Below are 23,882 nucleotides of genomic sequence, written 5' to 3' on the forward strand. Positions count from 1 at the left end.
GTGCCGCAGCGGTGCCCGGCCCGCCCGTAGGATGCGGCCTCGTGTCCGACTTCCTCCAGGCCCTGGTCCTCGGGGCCCTCCAGGGACTGACGGAGTTCCTGCCGATCTCCAGCAGTGCCCACCTCCGCATCTTCCCCGAGCTGTTCGGGTGGGGTGACCCGGGAGCCGCCTTCACCGCGGTGGTGCAGATCGGGACCGAGGTGGCGGTGCTGCTCTACTTCCGCAAGGACATCTTCACCATCGCGTGGACCTGGCTGCAGTCGCTGGTCAAGCCCGAGTACCGCGGCCGGCTCGAGGCGCGCCTGGGGTGGTTCATCATCCTCGGCTCGATCCCGATCGGCGTGCTCGGCGTCGCGTTCAAGGACACCATCGAGACCGACCTGCGCAACCTGTGGCTGATCGGGACCACCCTGATCGTGCTGGGCATCGTGCTCGGGATCGCCGACCGGGTCGGACGCAACGAGCGGGAGATCAAGCACCTCACGATCCGCCACGCCCTGCTGATGGGCGTGGCCCAGGCGGCGGCCCTGGTCCCGGGGGTGTCCCGCTCCGGCGCGACCATCTCGATGGGCCGGCTGCTGGGTTATGAGCGCGCGGCGGCCACCCGGTACGCGTTCCTCCTGGCGATCCCGGCCGTGGTCGCCGCCGGCGTGTTCGAGATGCCCGAGATCTCCTCGGGGGACAACAGCTACGGCTGGGCGCCGACGATCTTCGCGACGGTGGTCTCCTTCGTCGTCGGGTACGCCGTCATCGCCTGGCTGCTGCGCTACATCAGCACCCACACCTTCGCGCCGTTCGTCATCTACCGGGTGCTGCTGGGCGCCGGCGTGCTGGTCCTGCTGGCGGCAGGCGTCCTCACCGCCTGATCGGCGGTCCCTCAGCGTTCGGTGCCGGCCATGGAGCCGCGCAGCGAATCGCCCGGCAGCCCCACCAGGCAGGTGATGGTGCGGTCACCGAAGAGGTCCCAGGAGGACTCGGTGGGGAAGTAGAGGTAGAGCTCGAGGTCGGAGTCGGCGTACGCAGCGCCGACGAAGGTCTCGAACTCCTCGAAGCAGGCGCGCGACTCCTCGTCGATGGCCGGCTGGCCGGGGAAGTCGCCGTCGGCCATCCGCAGCTGCGCGAACGCCTCGAAGTCGTGGGGGTCCTCGCACGGGACGAGCGTCGCCTCGTCGGTCTCGACGAGTTCGTCCCCCATGCCGGCGACGGTCGGGTCGTCCAGGCAGTCGCCCGGCTCCACCCGAAGGGTGGACACCACGCCGTCGCCCTCGCCCTCGCGGGCCTCCTCGGCCTCCCGGTCCGCGGCGTCGCGCAGGCCCTGCTGGACGCCGTCACGGAGGTCGTCGAAGGACCGGACCGCCTGGTCGACCTGGAGCGCCGTGCACACCAGGCCGATGATCAGCGCGAGGCCGGGGACCCAGACCGCTGCGCGGCGACGCACCAGTGCGACCACGGCGAGCACCATGCCGACCAGCGGCGACAGCGGTAGGCACAGCAGGGCCGAGAGCGCCAGCGAGGTCCAGGCGAGTCCGGTGTCGCGGCGCGGTTGCTCGGGACCGGCGTACGCCGACGGCGGTGCGGGTGGCGGTGGTGGGGGAGGTGGTGCCCCGGCCCCGGGCGGTGGTGGCGGTGACGCACCGCCTCCGGTGGGAGCTGGGCCCTGGTGTCCCGGCGGCGTCAGGTCGCTCACGATCGTTCCTTCCCCCTCGACTGACGCGCGCAACCTACGCCACCGCACCGGCAGTAGCCTCATCGCCATGGCGACAGTGCTTCTCGTACGACACGGCCGCACCACGGCGAACGCCGCGGGCGTGCTCGCCGGGCGGACAGCGGGAGTCGAGCTCGACGACACCGGCCTGGACCAGGCGCGACGGGCAGCCGAGCGGATCGCCGCGGTGCCGGTGGCCGACCTCGTGTCCAGCCCCCAGCAGCGCTGTCGGCAGACCGCCCGCCTGATCGCCGATGCGCAGTCGCGCTCGCTGCGGGTCGGCACCGAGCGCGGCCTGGCGGAGTGCGACTACGGTGACTGGCAGGGGCGCAAGCTCGTCGAGCTCGCCAAGGAGCCGCTGTGGCGCACGGTGCAGCAGCAGCCCTCGGCGGCGACCTTCCCCGGCGGGGAGAGCCTGGTGTCGATGCAGCACCGTGCCGTCGCCGCCGTACGCCGCCACGACGCCGCCGTCGCCGATGCCCACGGCAAGGGCGCGGTCTGGGTGGCGGTGAGCCACGGTGACCTGATCAAGTCGCTGCTGGCCGACGCGCTGGGCATGCACCTGGACCACTTCCAGCGGCTCAACGTCGACCCGGCGTCGATCTCGATCATCAGCTACGGGCCGGAGCGACCGCACGTGCTCGCCACCAACTCCCATGCCGGCGACCTCGGTTGGCTCGCGACCGAACGGGGCAAGCGACAGGCCCGCAGCAGCACCGTCGGTGGCGGGGCAGGCCCGGCTCGGCGCGGCTCCTAGAGTGGTGCCATGTCGCCGATCGTGCATGGATTCGACCCGCCGGAGCGCTTCGTCGCCGGCACCGTGGGGGAGCCCGGTGCCCGCACCTTCTTCCTGCAGGCGCGCGCCGGGTCCCGGGTGGTGACCGTCGCTCTGGAGAAGCAACAGGTCGAGGCGCTCGCGGAGCGCATCGACGAGCTGCTCGACGAGGTCATGGGGTCGCCGGAGACCGAGGCGCTCATCCCGGCCGTCGCGCCGCAGGACCTGACCGACGACGACCCGCTGGAGACCCCCATCACCGAGGAGTTCCGGGTCGGCACCATGACGCTGTCGTGGGACGCACAGGACGAGCGCGTGGTCGTGGAGGTCTTCCCTGTCGGTGAGGAGAACGTGGGTCTCGGCGACGCCGCCAACGAGGGCGAGGAGACGGCCACCGAGGACGAGGGCAGCGAGGTCCTGCTGGTCCGCATGGCCGCCGGTCCGGCGCGTGCCTTCGCCCAGCGTGCCGGCAAGGTCGTGGGCGCCGGACGGCCCAGCTGTCCGTTCTGCGGTGAGCCGGTCGGCGCCGAGGGACACCTCTGCGTGCGCGCCAACGGCTTCAAGCGTCGCGAGCCGTGACCGGTGAGCTCGCGTTGCGCGGCCGCATCATGCCGGCCTCCAACGCGACCTTCCTCGCCGAGCTCGACGGCCGCGAGGTCGTCTACAAGCCGGTGGCCGGGGAGAAGCCGCTGTGGGACTTCCCCGACCGGACCCTCGCGGACCGCGAGGTGGCGGCGTACCTCCTCTCCGAGGCGACGGGTTGGGGCCTCGTGCCGCCGACGTGGCACGGCGTGGGCCCGCACGGCCCGGGCATGGTGCAGGAGTGGCAGGAGGTCGACGAGTCGGCCACCGCGGTCGACCTGGTCCCCGCCGGCAGGGCTCCTGCGGGATGGCTGCCGGTCTTCGACGGGCTCGACGAGCACGACCGCGAGGTCACGCTGGTCCACGAGGACACACCTTCCCTGCGCCGCCTCGCCGTCTTCGACGTGCTGTGCAACAACGCCGACCGCAAGGGCGGTCACGTGCTGGTGCTGCCCGACGGGACACGGCTGGGCATCGACCACGGCGTCACCTTCCACCACGAGACCAAGCTCCGCACCGTGCTGTGGGGATGGGCGGGCGCACCCCTGGCCGCAGCCGAGGTGGGGGTGGTGGAGGAGGTGCTCGAGCAGCTGGCCGGTCCGCTGGGCGAGGACCTCGCCGAGCTGCTCACCGACCTCGAGCTGGACGCCCTCACGCGACGTGGTGAGCGGCTGCTCGCGGCGGGGCACCTGCCGGGGCCGGAGGGAGGCTGGCCACCGATCCCGTGGCCGCCGTTCTGAGCGGCACGTGCCTCCTCGATAGAGTCCCGACCATGCGTGCCTGGACCCCGCCCGAGATCCCGACCCCGACCGTGACCGGCCCGGCCGTGCGGGTGCACGACACCGCCACCGGCGGCCTCGTGGCGTCGGACCCCACCGACGGCGCGCGGCTCTACGTCTGCGGGATCACGCCGTACGACGCCACCCACCTCGGGCACGCGGCGACCTACATCGGGTTCGACCTGTTGCTGCGCGCGTGGCGCAACGCCGGCCACGACGTCCACTACGTGCAGAACGTCACCGACGTCGACGACCCGCTGCTGGAGCGGGCCGAGAAGGTCTCGGTCGACTGGGCCGAGCTCGCCGAGCGCGAGACCGAGCTGTACCGCACCGACATGGAGGCGTTGCGGGTGGTGCCGCCGCAGCAGCTGATCGGTGCCGTGGAGTCCATCCCGCTGGTCATCGACCTCGTGCAGCGCCTCGTCGACGCCGGCGCCACCTACGAGCTCGACGGTGACCTCTACTTCTCCGTCACCGCCGACCCGGCGTTCGGCGAGGAGTCGGGCTACGACACCGCGACGATGCTGCGCCTCTTCGGGGAGCGCGGCGGCGACCCCGACCGTGAGGGCAAGCGGGACCCGCTCGACTGCATCGTCTGGCGTGCCGAGCGGCCGGGCGAGCCCGCGTGGGACAGCCCCTTCGGACGTGGCCGGCCCGGGTGGCACATCGAGTGCGCCGCGATCGCGCTGGAGTACCTCGGCGAGCACTTCGACGTGCAGGGCGGGGGCAGCGACCTCGTCTTCCCCCACCACGAGATGTGCGCCGGGCACGTGCAGGTCGCGACGGGCCGGCCCTTCGCGCGCGCCTACCTGCACGCGGGGATGGTCGGCTACGACGGCGAGAAGATGTCGAAGTCGCGGGGCAACCTGGTCTTCGTCAACGCACTGCGCAACAGCGACATCGACCCGATGGCGATCCGGCTGGCGCTGCTGCGCCACCACTACCGCAGCGACTGGGAGTGGACCGACGCCGAGCTGTTCACCGCGGTGGACGACCTCGCCACGTGGCGCAAGGCGGTCGCACTGGGCGCCGGTGCCCCCGCGGGTCCGGTCGCCGAGGAGGTGCTCGCGGCACTGGCCGACGACCTCGACGCGCCGCGCGCCGTGGCCGCGGTGGACCGCTGGGTGGCGGCCACCCTGGGGACCGACGGCCTCGCCGACACCTCCGACGCCGATGCGGCAGGCACCCTGCTGGCCGTGCTCGACGCCGCGCTCGGAATCTCGCTGTAGCGCTGCGAGGCACGCAACCGACGTCGCGGCGCCCTCAGTCGGTGTCGCGGCGCTTGAGGTAGCGCTCGAACTCCTTGGCGATCGCCTCGCCGGAGGCCTCGGGCAGCTCGGCGGTGTCCCGCGTCTGCTCCAGGCCGTGGATGTAGTCGGCGACCTCGTCGTCGTCCTCGGCGAGCTCGTTGACGCCGTGCTCCCAGGCGATGGCCTCCTCGGGGAGGTCACCGAGCGGGATCGAGGTCTCGAGCAGCTCCTCGACGTGGCCCAGCAGCGCCAGGGTGGCCTTCGGGCACGGCGGCTGCGCCACGTAGTGGGGGACCGCGGCCCAGAACGACGCCGACGGGGCGCCGACCTTGTCGCAGGCGTCCTGGAAGACCCCGACGATGCCGGTCGGGCCCTCGTAGGTGGACTGGTCCAGGTCGAGACGATCGACGATCTCGGGTTCGGAGGACGTACCGGTGACCGGGATCGGCCGGCTGTGCGGGGTGTCGGCGAGCAAGGCACCGAGGGTGACGACCAGCTCGCCACCGAGGTCGTCGACGCAGGCCAGCAGCTCGCTGCAGAACCGGCGCCAGCGCATGTTGGGCTCGATCCCGCGGATCAGGATCACGTCGCGGTCGAGCCCGGGCGGGGAGGCCACGGCCACGTGCGTGCTGGGCCAGGTGAGCTTGCGGAAGCCGCTCTCGTCGGTGCCCACACTGGGGCGGTTGACCTGGAAGTCGTAGTACTCCTCGGGGTCGATCGCGGCGACGACGCGTGCGTCCCACTGCTCCATCAGGTGGTCGACCACCCCGGTCGCGGCCTCGGCGGCGTCGTTCCACCCCTCGAAGGAGGCGATCACGACCGGTCGGACCAGCGGCGGGACCTGTTCCAACTCCATCACGCGACGAGCCTAGTCGGCCCTGCCGCGTGCCCGTGGCTGACCACGGACATCGACATGTCCCGCCATGTGGACCGTCGTGTCGGATGTCGGACGATTCACGCTCCGCCCGCCCTGCTTCCCTACGATCGGAGGCGTCGAGAGGCGTTGCAACGGGCACCCGGACCGGGGTGTCCGCCACGCTCGGCACGATCCGTACCCGGACGCACAAGGACGCCTTCCGTGACGGAAGGATGGTGTGACATGGCGGACGAGACGGCCCGACGCCCCGATGCCACCCAGGAACTGACCGACCTGCTGCGCCGGCGGATCGTCATCTTCGACGGTGCGATGGGCACCTCGATCCAGCGCGACCGCCCCGACGAGGCCGGCTACCGCGGGGAGCGCTTCGCCGACACTGCCGCGCACCCCACCGAGCAGTCGGGCAACAGCGACCTGCTGGTGCTCAGCCAGCCCGACCTCATCGGCGGGATCCACCGCGAGTTCCTCGACGCCGGCGCCGACATCGTCGAGACCAACACCTTCGGCGCCAACGCGATCTCCCAGGCCGACTTCGGCATGCAGGAGTTCTGCTACGAGATGAACCTCGAGGGTGCGCGCATCGCGCGCCGCGCCGCCGACGACGCGGCCGCGGCCACCGACCGTCCCCGGTACGTCGCCGGCGCCCTCGGACCCACCACGCGGACCGCCTCGATCAGCCCGGACGTCAACGACCCCGCGGCCCGCAACGTCAGCTTCGACGAACTCGTCGCCGCCTACCTCGAGGCCGCCCGTGGCCTGGTGGACGGTGGGTCCGACCTGCTGCTGGTCGAGACCATCTTCGACACCCTCAACGCCAAGGCGGCGGTCTTCGCGCTGGAGACGCTGTTCGCCGAGACCGGGCGCCGGTGGCCGGTCATCATCTCCGGCACCATCACCGACGCCTCCGGACGCACCCTGTCCGGCCAGGTCACCGAGGCGTTCTGGAACTCCCTGCGGCACGCCCGCCCCCTGGCCGTGGGCCTGAACTGCGCGCTCGGCGCCAAGGAGCTGCGGCCCTACATCGCCGAGCTGTCCCGTGTCGCGGAGACCTTCGTGTCGGCCTACCCCAACGCGGGCCTGCCCAACGCGTTCGGCGAGTACGACGAGGCGGCCGAGGAGACGGCCGGTGTGCTGGCCGAGTTCGCCGCGGACGGCTACGTGAACCTGGTCGGCGGCTGCTGCGGCACCACGCCCGAGCACATCGCGGCGATCGCTACGGCCGTCGAGGGGACCGCGCCCCGCACCGTCCCCGACCTCACCCCGGCGATGCGGCTCTCGGGGCTGGAGCCGTTCACCGTCGATGCCGACAGCCTCTTCGTCAACGTCGGCGAACGCACCAACATCACCGGCTCCGCGCGGTTCCGCAACCTGATCAAGGACGGCGACTACGACACGGCTCTCTCGGTGGCCGCCCAGCAGGTGGAGAACGGTGCGCAGGTCATCGACGTCAACATGGACGAGGGCATGATCGACGGCGTCGAGGCGATGGACCGCTTCGTGAAGCTCATCGCCTCCGAGCCCGACATCAGCCGGGTGCCGATCATGGTCGACTCCTCCAAGTGGGAGGTCATCGAGGCCGGCCTGAAGGACATCCAGGGCAAGGCCATCGTCAACTCCATCTCGCTGAAGGAGGGCGAGGAGAAGTTCGTCGAGCAGGCGCGCCTGTGCAAGATGTACGGCGCCGCCGCGGTCGTCATGGCCTTCGACGAGGACGGCCAGGCCGACAACCTCGCGCGGCGCCAGGAGATCTGCGGCCGCGCCTACCGGATCCTGGTCGACGAGGTCGACTTCCCCGCGGACGACATCGTGTTCGACCCCAACGTGTTCGCCGTCGCCACCGGCATCGCCGAGCACGCGACGTACGGCGTCGACTTCATCGAGGCGACCCGGTGGATCAAGCAGAACCTGCCGGGGGCCAAGGTCTCCGGCGGCATCTCCAACGTCAGCTTCAGCTTCCGCGGCAACAACACCGTCCGCGAGGCGATCCACGCGGTGTTCCTCTTCCACGCCATCGAGGCGGGCCTGGACATGGGGATCGTCAACGCGGGTGCGCTGGCGGTCTACGACGAGGTCGACGCCGAGCTGCGTGACGCGATCGAGGACGTCGTGCTCAACCGTGCCGCGGACCCGCAGGAGGCGACCGAGCGGCTGCTCGAGCTCGCCGAGCAGTACCGCGGCGACGATGCCGCGGCCGAGGTGCGCACCGAGGAGTGGCGCGAGCTGCCCGTGGCCGAACGCATCAGCCACGCACTGGTCAAGGGCATCGACACCTACGCCGAATCCGACACCGAGGAGCTGCGCCAGCAGATCGCCGAGCGCGGCGGCCAGCCCATCGAGGTGATCGAAGGGCCCCTCATGGACGGCATGAACGTCGTGGGGGACCTGTTCGGGGCCGGGAAGATGTTCCTGCCGCAGGTCGTGAAGTCCGCCCGCGTCATGAAGAAGGCCGTCGCCCACCTCATCCCCTTCATCGAGGAGGAGAAGGCGGCCGCCGGCACGACGGGGGAGAAGGACACCAACGGCACGATCGTCCTCGCCACGGTGAAGGGCGACGTGCACGACATCGGCAAGAACATCGTCGGCGTCGTGCTGCAGTGCAACAATTTCGAGGTCATCGACCTGGGCGTGATGGTCCCGGCACAGAAGATCCTGGACAAGGCCGCCGAGGTCGGGGCCGACGTGATCGGCCTGTCGGGCCTGATCACCCCCAGCCTGGACGAGATGGTCGGGTTCGCCGGGGAGATGCAGCGACTGGGCCTGGACATCCCGCTGCTGATCGGCGGAGCGACGACCTCCCGCGCCCACACCGCGGTCAAGGTCGACCCGAAGTACGACGGTCCGGTCGTCTGGGTCAAGGACGCCTCCCGCTCAGTGCCCACGGCCGCCGCCCTGCTCCACCGCGAGCGGCGTACGGCGCTGCTGGAGGAGGTGCAGGAGGACTACGACGCCCTCCGCGCCCGCCACGCCAAGAAGTCCGACCGTCCGCGGCTGTCCTTCCCCGACGCCAGGGCGAACGCGACTCCGGTCGACTGGACCGGGTACGAGCCGCCGCAGCCCCGCACCCCCGGCGTGCACGAGCTGCGCGACTACGACATCGCCGAGCTGCGCGACTACATCGACTGGCAGCCGTTCTTCAACGCCTGGGAGATGAAGGGCAAGTTCCCCGACATCCTCCACAACCCGGCCACGGGCGAGGCGGCGAAGAAGCTCTACGACGACGCCCAGACGATGCTCGACCGGGTGGTCGAGGAGCAGTGGCTCACCGCCCACGGCGTGTACGGGCTCTTCCCGGCGGCCAGCACCGGCGAGGACGTGCTGGTCTACGCCGACGACACGCGGGAGGAGGTCCGGGCCACCCTGTTCCAGCTGCGGCAGCAGGGGCAGCACCGCTCGGGCATCCCCAACCGCTCGCTGGCCGACTTCGTGGCACCGGTCGGCTCCGGCCTGGCCGACCACGTCGGCGGATTCGCCGTCACCGCCGGCATCGGGCTGCCCGAGCTGGTGCAGAAGTTCAAGGACGACCTCGACGACTACAGCGCGATCCTGCTGGAGTCACTGGCGGACCGCCTCGCCGAGGCCTTCGCCGAGCGGCTCCACCAGCGGATCCGCACCGAGTTCTGGGCCCACGTGCCCGAGGAGCAGCTCAGCAACGAGGACCTGATCGCGGAGAAGTACACCGGCATCCGGCCGGCTCCGGGCTATCCCGCCTGCCCCGACCACACCGAGAAGGAGACGCTGTGGGAGCTCCTCGACGTCTCGGCCGCCACCGGGATCGAGCTGACCGAGTCGATGGCGATGTGGCCCGGTGCTTCGGTCTCGGGGGTCTACTACAGCCACCCCGAGTCGCAGTACTTCGTGGTCGGGCGGCTCGGTCGCGACCAGGTGGCCGACTACGCCGACCGCAAGGGCTGGTCGCTGGCCGAGGCGGAGAAGTGGCTCTCGCCGAACCTGGGGTACGACCCCGATGACTGACCGGCACGGCATGCCGGCCGCCGTCCTGTGGGACATGGACGGCACGCTCGTCGACACCGAGCCCTACTGGATGGCGACCGAGCACGAGATCGCCGCCGAGGCCGGGGGCACCTGGACCCACGAGGACGCGATGGGGCTGGTCGGCAACCCCCTGCTCACCTCCGGGCGCTACATCAAGGACAAGCTCGGGCTGGCGGAGTCCCCCGAGCAGGTCGTCGAGCGGTTGCTGGACGGTGTCGTCGCGCGGGTGGAGCAGGAGGTGCCGTGGTGCCCCGGCGCTCGCGAGCTGTTGCTCGGGCTGCACGAGGCCGGCGTCCCGTGCGGCCTGGTGACGATGTCCTACCAGCGCTTCGTCGCCCCGATCCTGCGGCACCTGCCCAAGGAGACGTTCTCGGTGGTCGTGACCGGTGACGCCGTCGACAACGGCAAGCCCCACCCGGAGCCGTACCTCACCGCGGCCGCCGCCCTCGGCGTCCCTCCCGAGGACTGCCTGGCGATCGAGGACTCCGGGACCGGCGCCAGCTCCGCCGAGGCGGCCGGGTGCACCGTCCTGGTGGTGCCCAACCACGTGACGGTGCCGCCGGGGCCGCGGCGGGTGTTCCGCGACTCCCTCACCGGAGTGCGTCCCGATGCGCTCCCGTCCCTCGGATAGCCTCGAGGCGTGCCTGCGGAACCCGCCGAGAACCGAACGCCGAGTGCGACGCCCCCCGGCACGTTCCGCATCGGGACCATCGCCGGGAGCGACGTCCTCATCTCCTCGTCCTGGTTCCTCGTGGCGGGCCTGATCGCGGTCCTGATGGCACCCCGGGTGGAACAGATCTCACCGGGTCTGGGTGCGTGGAAGTACCTCGTCGGCGTCGTCTTCGCGGTGGTGCTCTACCTGGCGGTGCTGCTCCACGAGGCGTCGCACGCGGCCGTCGCGACGCGCTACGGGTTCCGGGTGCACTCCATCACGCTGCACTTCCTCGGCGGCGTCACCGCCATCGAGGGCGAGTCCCGCAACCCGCGCCAGGAGTTCTGGATCGCGGTCGTCGGCCCGATCACCTCCATCGGCATCGGGTTGGTGGGCGTCGCCCTGTGGTTCGTCACCCCCGAGGGGCTCCTGTTGCTGACCGTGCAGGGCATGGCCGGCGCCAACCTGATCATCGGGGTGCTCAATCTCGTGCCCGGCCTGCCGCTGGACGGCGGCCGCGTCCTCAAGGCCGCGGTGTGGGGCCTCACCGGCAGCGCCGTCACCGGTACGACGGCCGCCGGCTGGGGTGGGCGACTCGCCGCCGTGGCCGTGCTCGGGTGGCCCCTGCTGGCCGAGGAGATCTTCGACCAGCCCGCCAGCCTGGTGGACGCCCTCATCGCCGTGGTGATCGCCGTCTTCCTCTGGACCGGCGCGACCCAGGCGATGACCGGCGCACGGATCCGCGACCGGTTGACCGGCGTGGTGGCCCGCGACCTCGCACGCCGCACACTCACGGTGCCCGCCGACCTGCCGCTGGCCGAGGCGGTCCGGCGCGCCCAGGCGTCGGAGTCCGGCGGCATCGTCACCACCAGCCCCACCGGCGCCCCGCTGGGGCTGGTGGACGAGGCGGCCGTGCTGGCGACGCCCGAGGAGCGCCGGCCCTGGGTGCCGGTGTCGTCGGTGGCCCGGTCGCTGGACGGTGGGCTGCGGCTCCCGGTCGACATCACCGGACGGGAGCTGCTGGAGGCGATCCAGCGCTCCCCGGCCGGCCAGTACCTCCTCGTCGAGGCCGACGGTGGCCTGTACGGCGTGCTGGCGACCGCGGATGTGGAGCGGGCGGTCACGCGCCGATAGTTTGCGCCCATGTCTGACGCTGATGTGCCCACCGACGTCTGGTCGGGTGTCCACCGCGGTCCGCTGCGGCCCGGCGAATGGGTCCGGCTGACCGACCGCAAGGGACGACGCCACAACTTCTGCCTCGAGGCCGGCAAGCGGTTCTTCAGCAACAAGGGCCACCTGGACCACGACGAGCTCATCGGCCGTGAGGAGGGCTTCACGGTGATGACCTCCGGCGGTGCGGAGTACCTGGTGTTCCGGCCGCTGCTCTCGGAGTTCGTGGTGTCCATGCCGCGCGGTGCCGCGGTGGTCTACCCCAAGGACTCCGCCCAGATCGTGGCGATGGCCGACATCTTCCCGGGTGCGCGCGTCGTCGAGGCGGGGGTCGGCTCGGGGGCGCTCACCTGTTCGCTGCTGCGGGCCGTGGGACCCCAGGGCCGCGTCCGCTCCTTCGAGCGGCGCGAGGAGTTCGCCGACGTCGCGCGCCGCAACGTCGACCAGTTCTTCCACGCCCCCGAGGAGGAGGGCCACCCGGCGTGGACCCTCACCGTGGGCGACCTCGCCGAGGAGCTGCCGGCCTCGGGGGAGCGGTGCGACCGGCTCATCCTGGACATGCTCGCCCCCTGGGACTGTCTGGAGGCCGCCGCGGACGCCCTGGTGCCGGGCGGGATCCTGTGTGCGTACGTCGCCACCACGACCCAGCTGTCCCGGTTCGTCGAGACGGTCCGCGCCCACGGCGGCTTCACCGAGCCGGCGGCGTGGGAGTCGCTCGTGCGCGACTGGCACGTCGAGGGGCTCGCGGTGCGCCCGGGACACTCCATGATCGGGCACACGGCGTTCCTCGTCACGGCCCGCCGGATGGCACCGGGCGAGCGTGCGCCCCTGAAGAAGCGCCGTCCCGCGCCGGGCGCCTACGGCCCCGACTACGTCGGTCCGCGCCCGCGCGACGTCGTGGACACGTCCGCGGAGGAGTGAGCGTCGCACCGACGCAACGCGATCGTGACCCGCCGAACCCCGAGAACCACTTCCGCGGTGGGTCTCCCGGAGTAGGGTCGAGGCAGGAGGTGTGGCGATGTCCAGCACAGGTGATCACTCCGGTCGCGGCCACAGTCGCGAGGAGCTCGAGGACCAGGTCCGCTTCCTGCAGGCGGAGTTGCGGCACCTGCGCCAGCGTGCCGCGGACGACGGTGGCGGCTCGCGCTCGTTGGAGCTGCGGCTGGCCGACGCACAGCGCTCACTCGCTGCCGTGACCTCGCAGAACGAGCGCCTCGCCGAGACGCTGCGGGAGGCGCGCGACCAGATCACCTCCCTGAAGGAGGAGGTCGACCGGCTCGCCCAGCCGCCGGCCGGGTTCGGCACGTTCCTCGCGCGCAACGACGACGACACCGTCGACGTGCACACCGGGGGCCGCAAGCTACGCGTCAGCGTGAGCCCCAACGTCGACCTCGATGCGCTGCGGCGTGGCCAGGAGGTCATGCTCAACGAGGCGCTCAACGTGGTCGCGGCCATGGAGTTCGAGACCGTCGGCGAGGTCGTGATGTTCAAGGAGCTGCTCGCCGACGGCGAGCGCGTCCTGGTGATCGCGAACGCCGACGAGGAGAAGGTCGTCCGGCTCGCCGAGCCGCTCCAGGGGGTGCCGCTGCGGGCGGGTGACTCGCTGCTGCTCGACTCGCGGGCCGGCTACGTCTACGAGCGGGTGCCCAAGTCCGAGGTCGAGGAGCTCGTGCTGGAGGAGGTGCCGGACATCTCTTATGAGAAGATCGGGGGCCTCGGCAACCAGATCGAGCTGATCCAGGACGCGGTCGAGCTGCCCTACATGTACCCCGACCTGTTCGCCGAGCACGAGCTCAAGCCCCCCAAGGGGATCCTGCTCTACGGACCGCCCGGGTGCGGCAAGACGCTGATCGCCAAGGCGGTCGCCAACAGCCTGGCCAAGAAGGTGGCGGCGCGCAACGGCAACGAGGGCAAGGGCGTGCGCTCCTACTTCCTCAACATCAAGGGCCCGGAGCTGCTCAACAAGTACGTCGGCGAGACCGAGCGCCACATCCGGCTGGTGTTCCAGCGCGCCCGGGAGAAGGCCAGCACCGGCACGCCGGTCATCGTGTTCTTCGACGAGATGGACTCGCTGTTCCGCACCCGCGGTTCCGGGGTCTCCTCGGACGTGGAGAACACGATCGTCCCGCAGCTGCTCAGTGAGATCGACGGTGTCGAGACGCTGGAGAACGTGCTCGTCATCGGTGCGTCCAACCGCGAGGACATGATCGATCCCGCGATCCTGCGCCCGGGACGGTTGGACGTGAAGATCAAGATCGAGCGCCCCGACGCCGAGTCCGCACGCGACATCTTCAGCAAGTACCTCACCCCACGGTTGCCGCTGCACGAGGACGACCTCGCCGAGTTCGGAAGTGATCCCGAGGAGTGCGTCGCGGGCATGATCCGCGCGGCGGTGGAGCGGATGTACGCCGAGACCGACGAGAACCGCTTCCTGGAGGTCACCTACGCGAACGGCGACAAGGAGGTCCTCTACTTCAAGGACTTCAACTCCGGCGCGATGATCCAGAACATCGTCGACCGCGCCAAGAAGATGGCGATCAAGGACTTCATCGACCACGAGCAGAAGGGTGTCCGCGTCGGGCACCTGCTGCAGGCCTGCGTCGACGAGTTCAAGGAGAACGAGGACCTGCCCAACACCACCAATCCCGACGACTGGGCGCGGATCTCGGGCAAGAAGGGCGAGCGGATCGTCTTCATCCGCACCCTCATCACCGGCAAGCAGGGCACCGAGCCCGGTCGGTCGATCGACACGGTGTCCGACACGGGGCAGTACCTGTAGGGTGATCCACCACACATCTCGGGGGTGATGTAGGAAATGTTCTGGCTCTACGTCGGCATCGTGGTCGCGGTGGTCTACGGCGGCATCTGGCTGCTGGACCGCCGGTGGGCCCGTCGACGCACCTACGTCCACGGCGGGCACCTCCACGCCCGTGACCGCACTGTCGGCAAGTGGTACTTCCAGGCCCTCCTCGGGCCGGGGGACGCCGATCCCCACACGGCGGCCGAACTGGACCGGAAGAAGGAGACCGACTGATGTTCTGGCTCTACGTCGGCATCGGCTTCGCCGTGATCCTCGCGGGCCTCTGGCTCTTCGAGCGTCGCCGCGGTGGCCGGCTCGACCCTGCGAAGCTGAAGGACTCGATCGGCCGAGCGGAGGGTCGCTCGCCCGGATCGGGCCGCAACATGGGGCCGCCGTCGGGCGGCGGCTTCCCAGGGTGGCGGTGACGGGCGGTGTTCTGGCTCTACGTCGGCGTCTGCTTCGCCGTGGTCCTGCTGGCCGTCTGGCTCTACGACCTGCGACGCAGGAGCCGGGTGGACGGCACCCGGATGCGGGAGGCGATGGCGCGCGGGCACGCTCGCCGCGCCGCCGAGCCCGGCCACCAGCAGCCCGGCACGCCACCGGGGGCCACCGGCGGCTTCTGATCCGTTCCGAGGTTCAGGCGGCCGTCGCGATCCCGGCGTGGCCGTAGGTCCACGGTGTCCGTGGACCCGGCAGGTAGGCACTGCGCATCCGCTCGATCCGGAGCTCGGCCCCGACGAGGGCGGGCACGTCCCGGGAGAGATGGCACCCGGCCGCGAAGCGCCGCTGGATCGGGTCGAGGCGACGTTGCCACCGCGCGACCCGCGGCGACGGCGCCAACCCGTGCTCGACGAAGTGGAACCGACCACCGGGTCGGAGGACACGGCGTACCTCGGCCAGGGCGAGGCCCGGGTCGGGGATCGTGCACAGGGTGAAGGTGCACAGCACATCGTCGTAGGAGTCGTCGGCGACCGCGAGGTGTTGGCCGTCCAGCCCCACACGCGCCACCGGCACGCTCGCCGCGGCACGCCGCGCGCCCGACATCGACCAGCCCGTGTCGGAGGGCTCGACCGCGTCGACCTGCTCGACGCCGGGCGGAAGGACGGCGAGGTTCAGACCGGAACCGAAGCCGAGCTCCAACACGCGTCCGCCCAGGCCGCGGCAGGCCTCGGCGCGGATCGCCATGATCGGTTGCGAGCGCAACGACGCGTCGACGATGCGGGGCACCACCCGCTCCTCCCACCAGCCACCTGCCATGATGACGACGCTAGTGCCCGGCCCCATCAGGACCAAGGAGTTCGCTCGTGAAGAAGTTGCTCATTGCCGCCCTCATCGGCCTCGGTGTCGCCGCTGCGGTGAAGGTCGCCAGCGACCGCTGACCGCCCTGCTCGACCGGGTCGCGCCGGCTCAGGACGGTGCGGCCAGGTCGACGGTGTCGGCGGCGAGCAGCACCGCGCCGACCAGCGACGCCCGCTCGTCGAGCTGACCGGCCACGACTTCGGTGGTGGCGGCGGTGTCGAGTGCGTGGCGTCGTAGCCCCACCCGCACCGAGTCCAGCAGCAGGTCGCCGGCCCGGGCCATGTCACCCCCGACGACGACCAGTCCGGGATCGAGCAGGTTGACCACGGAGGCCGCCGCCCAGCCCAGGTGCAGGCCCGCGTCCTCGAGGGCCCGGAGCGCCGAGACGTGGCCCTCACGAGCCGCCGCGACGATGTCGTCGATGCTCGCGTCCGGCAGTTGGTCGGCGAGCAGCTGCTGGATCGTCGCGGTCGAGGCATAGGCCTCCAGGCAGCCGCGACTGCCGCAGCGACACACGGGGCCCTGCTCGTCCAGCGTGAGGTGGCCGATCTCGCCCGCCGTGCCGGCGGACCCGCGGAACATGCGATCCCCGAGGATCAGGCCGCCGCCCACACCCGAGGACACCTTCACGAACACCGCGTCACGGTGCCCGCGGGCCGCGCCGAGTCGTTGCTCGGCGAGTGCCCCGAGGTTGGCGTCGTTCTCCACGTGCACGGGCACGCCGAAGTGGGCACCCGCCGCGCGGCGGGCGTTGACGCCCACCCATCCCGGCAGGATCGCGGCGGAGCGGACCACGTCGTCGGTGATCGGGGCGGGGACGCCGAGGCCGATGCTGCGCAGTGGGGACCGCTCGCCGTTGGCCGCCACCAGGTCGGCCAGCATGGTCGCGGCCAGACCCAGGCCCTCCTCGATGGGGTGGTCGTGGTCGAGCCGGCGCCGGCTCTCCGAGCGCAGCCCACCGGCCAGGTCACCCAGGGCGACCGAGACGTGGCTGTGGCCGAAGTCGATCCCCGCGACCAGCCCGGCGCGGGGGGAGAGGCGGACGACCGTCCCGCGACGGCCGCTGCCCGGCTCGGTCTCGACGAGGTCCTCCGCCACCAGGTCGCGGACGATGTTGGAGACCGTGGCCGGCGCGAGGCCGGTGAGCCGCGCCAGCGTCGCCTGGGTGAGGGGCTCGGCGGCGTCCTCCGCATCGCCCGGCCAGCGGCGGATCACCGTGACGATGCGTTGCTGGTTCGCACTGCGCAACGCGGCCGTGGAGCCGGGACTCGGGGGAGCCGAGCGGTCGAGGACCATGGTCGAACTCTCGACCACCCGGCCAGTTGTCGTCAAGAGAACACGACAAACGCCGTCAGCGGGGCACGCTCACATTCGTAGTGTTCACCTCTTGACGACAACTGATGTGACTGACCACACTCGAGGCATGGCGGTGACCGCACCGCCCCACGTCTTGAGGAGGACCTCCATGAGCCACGCAGCTCGCCGTCTCGCCGTCGCCGGCATCGCGACGGTCCTGGCCACCACCGGTCTCGCCGCGTGCGGGGCCAACGAGGCCCAGGAAGGGGGCGGCGACGGCGAGGGAGCGACCATCGCGCTGCTGCTGCCCGAGTCCAAGACCACCCGCTACGAGGCCTTCGACCGCCCGTTGTTCGAGGCCAAGGTCGCCGAGCTGTGCAGCGAGTGCAGCGTGGACTACTACAACGCCGACCAGGACGAGGCCAAGCAGGACGAGCAGGTGGACTCCGCGATCGGCAAGGGCGCGGACGTCGTGGTGCTCGACCCCGTCAACGGCGACGGTGCCACCGGCATGGTCCAGGCAGTCCAGGACTCCGGGGCTCCGGTCATCGCCTACGACCGCTTCATCGACGGCGCCGACTACTACATGTCCTTCGACAACGTCACCGTCGGCGAGAAGCAGGCCGAGGCGCTCGTCGAGGCCGTCGGGGGCAAGGGCGACATCCTGATGCTCAACGGCGCCCCGTCCGACCCCAACGCCGCCCAGTTCAAGGAGGGGGCGCACAACGTCATCGACGAGTCGGGCCTCAACGTGCTCGCGGAGTACGACAACCCCGACTGGAGCCCCGACAACGCCCAGCAGTGGACCTCGGACCAGCTGGCGAAGAACCGGCCGGCGGACATCGCCGGCGTCTACGCGGCCAACGACGGCCAGGCCGGTGGCGTGATCTCGGCCTTCACCGGGGCCGGTGTCGCACCCCAGGGCGTCCCGCCGGTCACCGGCCAGGACGCCGAGCTCGCCGGGATCCAGCGCATCGTCGCCGGCGAGCAGCAGATGACGGTCTACAAGCCGATCAAGATCGAGGCCGAGACCGCCGCGGAGGTGGCCGTCCAGCTCGCGACCGGCGAGGACGTGGAGGCGCCCGACGAGTACGAGGGCATCGCCTCCTACATCTTCGACCCGATCGTGGTCACCCAGGACAACGTGATGGACACCGTCGTGGCCGACGGCTTCTACTCCGTGGCCGACATCTGCACCGGCGCCTACGCCAAGGCCTGCTCGGCCGCCGGCATCGAGTGACGTCGCAGCGGTGAGTGTGCAGGTCGACGAAGGGATGCCGGCGAGCGTGCTCTCGCTCGCCGGCGTCTCCAAGCGGTTCGGAGCCGTGCAGGCCCTCAGCGACGTCCACCTCGAGGTCCGCCCGGGGGAGGTCGTGGCGCTCGTCGGGGACAACGGAGCCGGCAAGTCCACGTTGGTGAAGATCATCTGTGGGGTCCACCAGCCCGACGCCGGGAGCATCGAGGTCGAGGGGACGCCGGTGCGCGTGCCCGGCCCGCGGGAGGCGCAGGGCATGGGCATCTCGACGGTGTTCCAGGACCTCTCGCTGTGCGACAACCTCGACGTCGTCGCCAACCTGTTCCTCGGCCAGGAGATCGGACACGGTGCTCTCATCGACGAGATCGCGATGGAGACCGAGTCCCAGCGCCTGCTCAGCAGCCTCGGCGCGAAGATCCCCGCCGTGCGGATCCCGGTCGCCGGGCTCTCCGGTGGTCAGCGCCAGACGGTGGCAATCGCTCGCTCGCTGGTGGGCGACCCGAAGGTCGTCATGCTCGACGAGCCGACGGCCGCGCTGGGCATCGCCCAGACCACCGAGGTGCTCAATCTCGTGGAGCGGCTGCGCGACCGCGGGCTCGGCGTCCTCCTGATCAGCCACAACATGGCCGACGTGCAGGCCGTCGCGGACCGGATCATGGTGCTGCGCCTGGGGCGCAACGCCGCCGAGTTCCGGACCGAGGAGGTCACCAGCGACGAGTTGGTGGCGGCCATCACCGGCGCCTCGGACAACGTCGTCACCGAGCGGCGCCGCCGCAAGGAACAGGAGCGCGACCAGTGACCGACGAACCCGCCGCCGGCGCCCTGCGCGACGAGCGGCTCATCGAGCAGCGCAGCGCCGCCGCGACGCTGTCGGCCTTCTGGAACCGGCTCAAGGGTGGCGAGCTCGGCAACCTGCCGGTCATCGTCGGCCTGTTGGTGATCTGCACCGTCTTCTACCTCATCGAACCCCGATTCCTCTCCTCCTACAACCTGGTGAGCATCGCCCGGTTCGCCGCGCCGACCGGTCTCATCTCACTGGGGATCGTGCTGGTCCTGCTGGTCGGTGAGATCGACCTGTCGGTGGGGTCGGTGTCGGGCTTCACCGCGGCCACCATGGCGGTGCTGGTCGTGCGCGAGGGCCAGTCGATGGTCCTCGGGGTGCTCGCGGGCGTCGCCGTGGGCTCGGCCATCGGCCTCGGCTTCGGGCTGCTGCGCACCCGCATCGGCGTCCCGAGCTTCGTGTTCTCCCTGGCCGGACTCCTGGCATTCCAGGGGGCGTTGTTCTTCGTGCTGGGGGACAAGGGCACCGTGACCCTGCCCAACGACTCGTGGCTGGTGCAGTTCGCCAAGTTCGGCTACCTCGCCGACTCCACGGCGTACCTGCTGGTCGTGGTGATCGTGGCGATCTACGTCGGCACGGGCCTGCTGGGACGCGCCCGCCGGCAACGGGCAGGTCTCCCGAACAGCTGGCTCCCGCTGTTCGTCGCCAAGGCGGTCGTGCTCGGTGGTGGCCTGCTCTTCCTGACCTACTACCTCCACATCGACCGCGGGTGGCCGAAGGTGTGGGCGCTCTTCGCGCTGCTGGTGGTGCTCGTCGACCTCGTGCTGCGGCGTACCCGTTGGGGACGCCACGTCTACGCGCTCGGGGGCAACGAGGAGGCGGCGCGGCGCTCCGGCATCAAGGTGAACCGGATGTATGTGTCGGTGTTCGTGCTGTGTTCCTCCTTCGCCGCACTCGGCGGGCTGATGGCCGCCGGCGTGCTGGGCAGCGTGTCGCAGAACAGTGGCACCAACGGCCTGGAGCTCACCGCGATCGCCGCGGCGGTCATCGGTGGCGCGAGCCTGTTCGGCGGTCGTGGCACGGCGTACGCCGCGATGCTGGGCATCGTCGTCCTGCAGTCGATCGAGTCCGGCCTGAACCAGGTCAACGTGGACTCCTCGGTGCGGTTCATGACCACGGGCGCGGTGCTGCTGGTGGCGGTCATGGTCGACTCGATCTCCCGGCGGGCGCGGGCGTCCAGCGGTCGCGCCTGAGGAGGGACCACTAGGCTCGATGGCATGAGTGTTCGTCGGGTGATGGGGACCGAGGTCGAGTACGGCATCGCGGTCCAGGGGAATCCCACGGCCAACCCGATGGTCGCCTCCTCCCAGGTGGTCAACGCCTACGCCTCGGCGACGGTGCGCGCGCGGCGTGCCCGGTGGGACTTCGAGGAGGAGTCGCCGCTGCGCGACGCCCGTGGTTTCGACATGTCCCGCGACGTCGCCGACAGCAGCCAGCTCACCGACGAGGACCTCGGGTTGGCCAACGTCATCCTCACCAACGGCGCCCGGCTCTACGTCGACCACGCCCACCCGGAGTACTCCACCCCGGAGGTCGTGACCCCGCTGGACATCGTCAAGTGGGACAAGGCCGGTGAGCAGGTGATGTACGACGCCGCCCGTCTGGCCGGGAACCTGCCCGACCATCCGGGGATCGTGCTCTACAAGAACAACACCGACAACAAGGGCGCCTCCTACGGCGCCCACGAGAACTACCTGATGCGGCGGTCCACCCAGTTCGCCGACATCGTCAAGCACCTGACCCCGTTCTTCGTGTCGCGCCAGGTCATCTGCGGCGCCGGTCGGGTCGGGCGCGGCCAGGACGGCCGCGAGCAGGGGTTCCAGATCAGCCAGCGATCGGACTTCTTCGAGGTCGAGGTCGGCCTCGAGACGACGCTGAAGCGCCCCATCATCAACACCCGCGACGAGCCGCACGCCGACCCCGAGCGCTACCGCCGGCTGCACGTCATCATCGGCGACGCGAACCTGGCCGAGGTGTCGACCTACCTCAAGGTCGGCACCACCTCGCTGGTGCTGGCGATGATCGAGGACGGGTTCCTCACCGGGGACCTGACCCCCGAGACGCCGGTCGCCTCGCTGCGGGCCGTCTCCCACGACCCGACGCTGCAGCACACGGTCAAGCTCACCGACGGTCGCCGGCTCACCGCCGTCCAGCTCCAGCGCGAGTACCTCGACCTGGCCCGCAAGTACGTCGAGGACCGCTACGGCGCCGACGCCGACGTGCAGACACGCGACGTGCTGGCCCGGTGGGAGTCGGTCCTCGACCGCCTCGAGGAGGACCCGATGCAGCTGGCCGGCGAGCTGGACTGGGTCGCGAAGCTGAAGCTGCTCGAGCAGTACCGCCAGCGCGACGGGCTCGCGTGGGACGACGCCAAGCTGCAGGTCATCGACTACCAGTACTCCGACATCCGGCCCGAGAAGGGGCTCTACCACCGGCTGGTCCACGCCGGCCGCATGGAGCGGCTGCTGACCGAGGAGCAGGTGGAGTCGGCCATGCACGACCCGCCGGAGGAGACGCGTGCCTACTTCCGTGGCCGCTGCCTGGAGAAGTACGCCGACGTGGTCGCGGCAGCCTCCTGGGACTCGGTGATCTTCGACCTCCCGGGCAAGGAGTCGCTGCAGCGGGTGCCCACGATCGACCCGCTGCGGGGCAGCCGCTCCCACGTCGGCGACCTGCTCGACAGTGCCGACACCGCCGAGGCACTGCTGGCGGCCCTCTCCCGCTGATCGTGTCCACGCCAGCGCAACGCCCCCGAAGTGGGTAGGCTCGGGACATGGCCCAAGAGCGAAAGCAGCCCCGCAAGGGGCAGAGCGAGGACGCCCCCGAGGAGGAGGTCGAAGCGACCTCCGAGTCCGATGTCGCCGAGCGCAAGGAGGCGCTCGACGACGACGTCGACGCGATCCTCGACGAGATCGACGACGTGCTCGAGACCAACGCCGAGGACTTCGTGAAGTCCTTCATCCAGAAAGGCGGTCAGTGACTCTTGGGTGACGCCCGCATCCCGGCGGCGTACCTGCGCCCCGGCACCTCCTCCTTCAGCGACTTCGTGGGCGAGAACGCCCCCGACCTGCTCCCCGGCAACGCAGCGCTCCCGCCGGGCAACGCCGGTGAGCTCGCACCGCACGGCACCACGATCGTGGCCGCCACCTTCGACGGTGGCGTGGTCATGGCCGGTGACCGGCGGGCCACGATGGGCAACCTCATCTCCCAGCGCGACATCGAGAAGGTGTTCCCCGCCGACGAGTTCTCGGTGGTCGGCATCGCCGGCACCGCGGGCATCGCGGTGGAGCTGGTCCGGCTCTTCCAGGTCGAGCTGGAGCACTACGAGAAGATCGAGGGCAGTTCCCTCTCGCTCGCCGGCAAGGCCAACCGGCTCTCGGCCCTGATCCGCGGCAACCTCGGTCTCGCGATGCAGGGCCTCGCGGTGGTGCCGCTGTTCGCCGGCTACGACCGGCGCAGTGGCCGGGGCCGGATCTTCGGCTACGACGTCACCGGCGGCCGCGACGAGGAGCAGCGCTTCCTCAGCGTCGGATCCGGGTCGCTGTTCGCCCGCGGTGCGCTGAAGAAGTTCTACGACGACGGCTTGTCCCGCGAGGACTGCGTGCTGGCCTGCCTGCAGGCGCTCTACGACGCCGCGGACGAGGACTCGGCCACCGGTGGCCCGGACCTCACCCGGCAGATCTTCCCGGCGGTGTGGACGGTGACCGAGGAGGGGGCGCTCCAGCTGCCCGAGGACGAGGTCTCCGCCCTGGCCGACCGGATCGTCGGTGGCCGGATGCGCCGCCCCGACGGCCCGGCCGCCGCCCTGACCACGCCGGAGGAGGACGCCCGATGAGCATGCCGATGTACGTCTCGCCCGAGCAGCTGATGAAGGACCGGGCGGACTTCGCGCGCAAGGGGATCTCCCGCGGCCGTTCGCTGGTGGCGCTCCAGTACGCCGACGGGGTCCTGTTCGCCACCGAGAACCCCTCCCAGGCGCTCCACAAGGTCGCCGAGATCTATGACCGGATCGCGTTCGCCGCGGTCGGTCGCTACAACGAGTTCGAGAACCTCCGCATCGCCGGCGTACGTCTCGCCGACATGCGGGGCTACTCCTACGACCGCGGTGACGTGACCGGTCGTGGCCTGGCCAACGCCTACGCCCAGACGCTGGGCACGATCTTCTCCGCCGGCGGTGAGAAGCCCTACGAGGTCGAGATCTTCGTGGCCGAGGTGGGGGAGGAGCCCGCCGGGGACCAGATCTACCGCCTCACCTACGAGGGGCGCGTCGCCGACGAGCAGGGGTACGCCGTCATGGGTGGCGACGCCGACACGGTGGCGACCTACCTCGCCGAGCACCACACCGCGACGGCGTCGCTCGCCGACGCCCTGCAGGTGGCGGTGGCCGCCCTGGGCCACTCGGCCGGCGAGGACCGGGTGATCCCGGTGCAGGACCTCGAGGTCGCGGTGCTCGACCGGACCCGCCACCAACGGCGCAAGTTCGACCGCGTGGCGACTCCGGACGCCGCGGACCTCCTCGGTCCCCGCGGGCCCGCCGAGTCCGCACCCCCGGAGCCGGTGGACGGTCCGGGCGCGGACGAACCGCCCGTCGCACCGCCGGAATAGGCC

At 71.0% G+C, this 23,882-nt stretch carries 24 protein-coding genes; 20 read left to right on the plus strand and 4 right to left on the minus strand.

Annotated features, from left to right (window positions below; genetic code table 11):
- Positions 1 to 41 precede the first annotated feature (41 nt).
- Positions 42 to 866, plus strand: coding sequence for an undecaprenyl-diphosphate phosphatase (locus tag KUV85_RS04935; protein WP_219962106.1), 825 nt, complete (start codon positions 42 to 44; stop codon positions 864 to 866).
- Positions 867 to 877: 11 nt separating this feature from the next.
- On the opposite strand, the gene KUV85_RS04940 is transcribed toward KUV85_RS04935, so the two are convergent.
- On the minus strand, positions 878 to 1,687 hold the full coding sequence (locus tag KUV85_RS04940) for a septum formation family protein (protein ID WP_219962107.1): 810 nt from the start codon (positions 1,685 to 1,687) through the stop codon (positions 878 to 880).
- Between the two features lie 67 nt (positions 1,688 to 1,754).
- Here KUV85_RS04940 and KUV85_RS04945 point away from each other — a divergent pair, with 67 nt between their 5' ends.
- The 4 genes from KUV85_RS04945 to mshC are packed head-to-tail and all read left to right on the plus strand — an operon-like array spanning position 1,755 to position 5,070.
- A complete protein-coding gene (locus KUV85_RS04945) occupies positions 1,755 to 2,462 on the plus strand; it encodes an MSMEG_4193 family putative phosphomutase (RefSeq protein WP_219962108.1) in 708 nt (235 codons plus the stop codon).
- A 9-nt stretch (positions 2,463 to 2,471) separates the two neighbouring features.
- Positions 2,472 to 3,059, plus strand: coding sequence for a DUF3090 domain-containing protein (locus KUV85_RS04950; RefSeq protein ID WP_219962109.1), 588 nt, complete (start codon positions 2,472 to 2,474; stop codon positions 3,057 to 3,059).
- A complete protein-coding gene (locus KUV85_RS04955; protein WP_219962110.1) occupies positions 3,056 to 3,802 on the plus strand; it encodes an SCO1664 family protein in 747 nt (248 codons plus the stop codon). Before KUV85_RS04950 ends, KUV85_RS04955 begins: the two co-directional genes overlap by 4 nt.
- 32 nt (positions 3,803 to 3,834) lie before the next feature.
- Positions 3,835 to 5,070 carry a cysteine--1-D-myo-inosityl 2-amino-2-deoxy-alpha-D-glucopyranoside ligase gene (gene mshC / locus KUV85_RS04960; protein WP_219962111.1) on the plus strand — a complete coding sequence of 412 codons (1,236 nt, stop codon included), beginning with the start codon at positions 3,835 to 3,837 and terminating at the stop codon, positions 5,068 to 5,070.
- 34 nt (positions 5,071 to 5,104) lie between these two features.
- Here mshC and KUV85_RS04965 read toward each other — a convergent pair whose 3' ends face one another.
- Positions 5,105 to 5,947: a PAC2 family protein gene (locus tag KUV85_RS04965; RefSeq protein WP_425299398.1), complete on the minus strand. Its 843-nt coding sequence runs from the start codon at positions 5,945 to 5,947 to the stop codon at positions 5,105 to 5,107.
- A gap of 243 nt (positions 5,948 to 6,190) precedes the next feature.
- Between KUV85_RS04965 and metH the strand changes: the two genes are divergently transcribed.
- From metH to KUV85_RS05005, 8 genes are all read left to right on the plus strand, one after another.
- A complete protein-coding gene (metH, locus tag KUV85_RS04970) occupies positions 6,191 to 9,940 on the plus strand; it encodes a methionine synthase (RefSeq protein ID WP_219962113.1) in 3,750 nt (1,249 codons plus the stop codon).
- Positions 9,933 to 10,592, plus strand: coding sequence for an HAD family hydrolase (locus KUV85_RS04975; RefSeq protein WP_219962114.1), 660 nt, complete (start codon positions 9,933 to 9,935; stop codon positions 10,590 to 10,592). The genes metH and KUV85_RS04975 overlap by 8 nt, the downstream gene beginning before the upstream one ends.
- A gap of 9 nt (positions 10,593 to 10,601) precedes the next feature.
- The gene (locus KUV85_RS04980) at positions 10,602 to 11,747 is read left to right on the plus strand and encodes a site-2 protease family protein (RefSeq protein WP_219962115.1); all 1,146 of its coding nucleotides are present in this window, start codon (positions 10,602 to 10,604) and stop codon (positions 11,745 to 11,747) included.
- A gap of 9 nt (positions 11,748 to 11,756) precedes the next feature.
- Positions 11,757 to 12,704 carry a tRNA (adenine-N1)-methyltransferase gene (locus KUV85_RS04985; protein ID WP_219962116.1) on the plus strand — a complete coding sequence of 316 codons (948 nt, stop codon included), beginning with the start codon at positions 11,757 to 11,759 and terminating at the stop codon, positions 12,702 to 12,704.
- Positions 12,705 to 12,801: 97 nt separating this feature from the next.
- On the plus strand, positions 12,802 to 14,562 hold the full coding sequence (gene arc, locus KUV85_RS04990) for a proteasome ATPase (RefSeq protein ID WP_219962117.1): 1,761 nt from the start codon (positions 12,802 to 12,804) through the stop codon (positions 14,560 to 14,562).
- A gap of 36 nt (positions 14,563 to 14,598) precedes the next feature.
- Positions 14,599 to 14,817 (plus strand): hypothetical protein, encoded by a 219-nt coding sequence (locus KUV85_RS04995; protein WP_219962118.1) that lies wholly within the window; start codon positions 14,599 to 14,601, stop codon positions 14,815 to 14,817.
- Entirely contained in the window at positions 14,817 to 15,008 is a 192-nt protein-coding gene (locus KUV85_RS05000) for a hypothetical protein (RefSeq protein ID WP_219962119.1), read from the plus strand. The genes KUV85_RS04995 and KUV85_RS05000 overlap by 1 nt, the downstream gene beginning before the upstream one ends.
- A gap of 6 nt (positions 15,009 to 15,014) precedes the next feature.
- On the plus strand, positions 15,015 to 15,206 hold the full coding sequence (locus KUV85_RS05005) for a hypothetical protein (protein ID WP_219962120.1): 192 nt from the start codon (positions 15,015 to 15,017) through the stop codon (positions 15,204 to 15,206).
- 13 nt (positions 15,207 to 15,219) lie between these two features.
- Here KUV85_RS05005 and KUV85_RS05010 read toward each other — a convergent pair whose 3' ends face one another.
- On the minus strand, positions 15,220 to 15,840 hold the full coding sequence (locus tag KUV85_RS05010) for a class I SAM-dependent methyltransferase (RefSeq protein WP_219962121.1): 621 nt from the start codon (positions 15,838 to 15,840) through the stop codon (positions 15,220 to 15,222).
- A 150-nt stretch (positions 15,841 to 15,990) separates the two neighbouring features.
- Positions 15,991 to 17,178 carry an ROK family transcriptional regulator gene (locus tag KUV85_RS05015; protein WP_219962122.1) on the minus strand — a complete coding sequence of 396 codons (1,188 nt, stop codon included), beginning with the start codon at positions 17,176 to 17,178 and terminating at the stop codon, positions 15,991 to 15,993.
- 169 nt (positions 17,179 to 17,347) lie between these two features.
- On the opposite strand from KUV85_RS05015, the gene KUV85_RS05020 reads away from it, so the two are divergent.
- From KUV85_RS05020 to prcA, 7 genes are read left to right on the plus strand one after another with little or no spacing between them, the layout of a single operon-like run.
- A complete protein-coding gene (locus KUV85_RS05020; RefSeq protein ID WP_219962123.1) occupies positions 17,348 to 18,418 on the plus strand; it encodes a sugar ABC transporter substrate-binding protein in 1,071 nt (356 codons plus the stop codon).
- A 10-nt stretch (positions 18,419 to 18,428) separates the two neighbouring features.
- Complete coding sequence (locus KUV85_RS05025) at positions 18,429 to 19,232, plus strand: ATP-binding cassette domain-containing protein (RefSeq protein WP_273543999.1); 804 nt, start codon at positions 18,429 to 18,431, stop codon at positions 19,230 to 19,232.
- On the plus strand, positions 19,229 to 20,467 hold the full coding sequence (locus KUV85_RS05030; protein ID WP_219962124.1) for a sugar ABC transporter permease: 1,239 nt from the start codon (positions 19,229 to 19,231) through the stop codon (positions 20,465 to 20,467). The genes KUV85_RS05025 and KUV85_RS05030 overlap by 4 nt, the downstream gene beginning before the upstream one ends.
- 24 nt (positions 20,468 to 20,491) lie before the next feature.
- On the plus strand, positions 20,492 to 22,000 hold the full coding sequence (gene dop / locus KUV85_RS05035) for a depupylase/deamidase Dop (RefSeq protein WP_219962125.1): 1,509 nt from the start codon (positions 20,492 to 20,494) through the stop codon (positions 21,998 to 22,000).
- A 47-nt stretch (positions 22,001 to 22,047) separates the two neighbouring features.
- A complete protein-coding gene (locus KUV85_RS05040) occupies positions 22,048 to 22,254 on the plus strand; it encodes a ubiquitin-like protein Pup (RefSeq protein WP_219962126.1) in 207 nt (68 codons plus the stop codon).
- Positions 22,255 to 22,257: 3 nt separating this feature from the next.
- Entirely contained in the window at positions 22,258 to 23,109 is an 852-nt protein-coding gene (gene prcB / locus KUV85_RS05045) for a proteasome subunit beta (RefSeq protein ID WP_219962127.1), read from the plus strand.
- A complete protein-coding gene (gene prcA / locus KUV85_RS05050) occupies positions 23,106 to 23,879 on the plus strand; it encodes a proteasome subunit alpha (protein WP_219962128.1) in 774 nt (257 codons plus the stop codon). The genes prcB and prcA overlap by 4 nt, the downstream gene beginning before the upstream one ends.
- Positions 23,880 to 23,882: the final 3 nt, after the last annotated feature.

The sequence above is a fragment of the Nocardioides panacisoli genome, assembly GCF_019448235.1.
Lineage (GTDB): Bacteria > Actinomycetota > Actinomycetes > Propionibacteriales > Nocardioidaceae > Nocardioides > Nocardioides panacisoli_A.

Excerpts from the sequence above, each read along its gene's own strand:
- KUV85_RS05000 (WP_219962119.1), top strand. The coding sequence starts at position 14,817 with ATGTTCTGGCTCTACGTCGGCATCGGCTTCGCCGTGATCCTCGCGGGC.
- KUV85_RS04945 (WP_219962108.1), top strand. The coding sequence starts at position 1,755 with ATGGCGACAGTGCTTCTCGTACGACACGGCCGCACCACGGCGAACGCC.
- KUV85_RS04975 (WP_219962114.1), top strand. The coding sequence starts at position 9,933 with ATGACTGACCGGCACGGCATGCCGGCCGCCGTCCTGTGGGACATGGAC.
- KUV85_RS05020 (WP_219962123.1), top strand. The coding sequence starts at position 17,348 with ATGAGCCACGCAGCTCGCCGTCTCGCCGTCGCCGGCATCGCGACGGTC.
- KUV85_RS04950 (WP_219962109.1), top strand. The coding sequence starts at position 2,472 with ATGTCGCCGATCGTGCATGGATTCGACCCGCCGGAGCGCTTCGTCGCC.
- KUV85_RS05040 (WP_219962126.1), top strand. The coding sequence starts at position 22,048 with ATGGCCCAAGAGCGAAAGCAGCCCCGCAAGGGGCAGAGCGAGGACGCC.
- arc (WP_219962117.1), top strand. The coding sequence starts at position 12,802 with ATGTCCAGCACAGGTGATCACTCCGGTCGCGGCCACAGTCGCGAGGAG.
- KUV85_RS05010 (WP_219962121.1), bottom strand. The coding sequence starts at position 15,840 with ATGGCAGGTGGCTGGTGGGAGGAGCGGGTGGTGCCCCGCATCGTCGAC.
- metH (WP_219962113.1), top strand. The coding sequence starts at position 6,191 with ATGGCGGACGAGACGGCCCGACGCCCCGATGCCACCCAGGAACTGACC.
- prcA (WP_219962128.1), top strand. The coding sequence starts at position 23,106 with ATGAGCATGCCGATGTACGTCTCGCCCGAGCAGCTGATGAAGGACCGG.
- dop (WP_219962125.1), top strand. The coding sequence starts at position 20,492 with ATGAGTGTTCGTCGGGTGATGGGGACCGAGGTCGAGTACGGCATCGCG.
- KUV85_RS05015 (WP_219962122.1), bottom strand. The coding sequence starts at position 17,178 with ATGGTCCTCGACCGCTCGGCTCCCCCGAGTCCCGGCTCCACGGCCGCG.
- KUV85_RS04985 (WP_219962116.1), top strand. The coding sequence starts at position 11,757 with ATGTCTGACGCTGATGTGCCCACCGACGTCTGGTCGGGTGTCCACCGC.
- KUV85_RS04995 (WP_219962118.1), top strand. The coding sequence starts at position 14,599 with ATGTTCTGGCTCTACGTCGGCATCGTGGTCGCGGTGGTCTACGGCGGC.
- KUV85_RS04965 (WP_425299398.1), bottom strand. The coding sequence starts at position 5,947 with ATGGAGTTGGAACAGGTCCCGCCGCTGGTCCGACCGGTCGTGATCGCC.
- mshC (WP_219962111.1), top strand. The coding sequence starts at position 3,835 with ATGCGTGCCTGGACCCCGCCCGAGATCCCGACCCCGACCGTGACCGGC.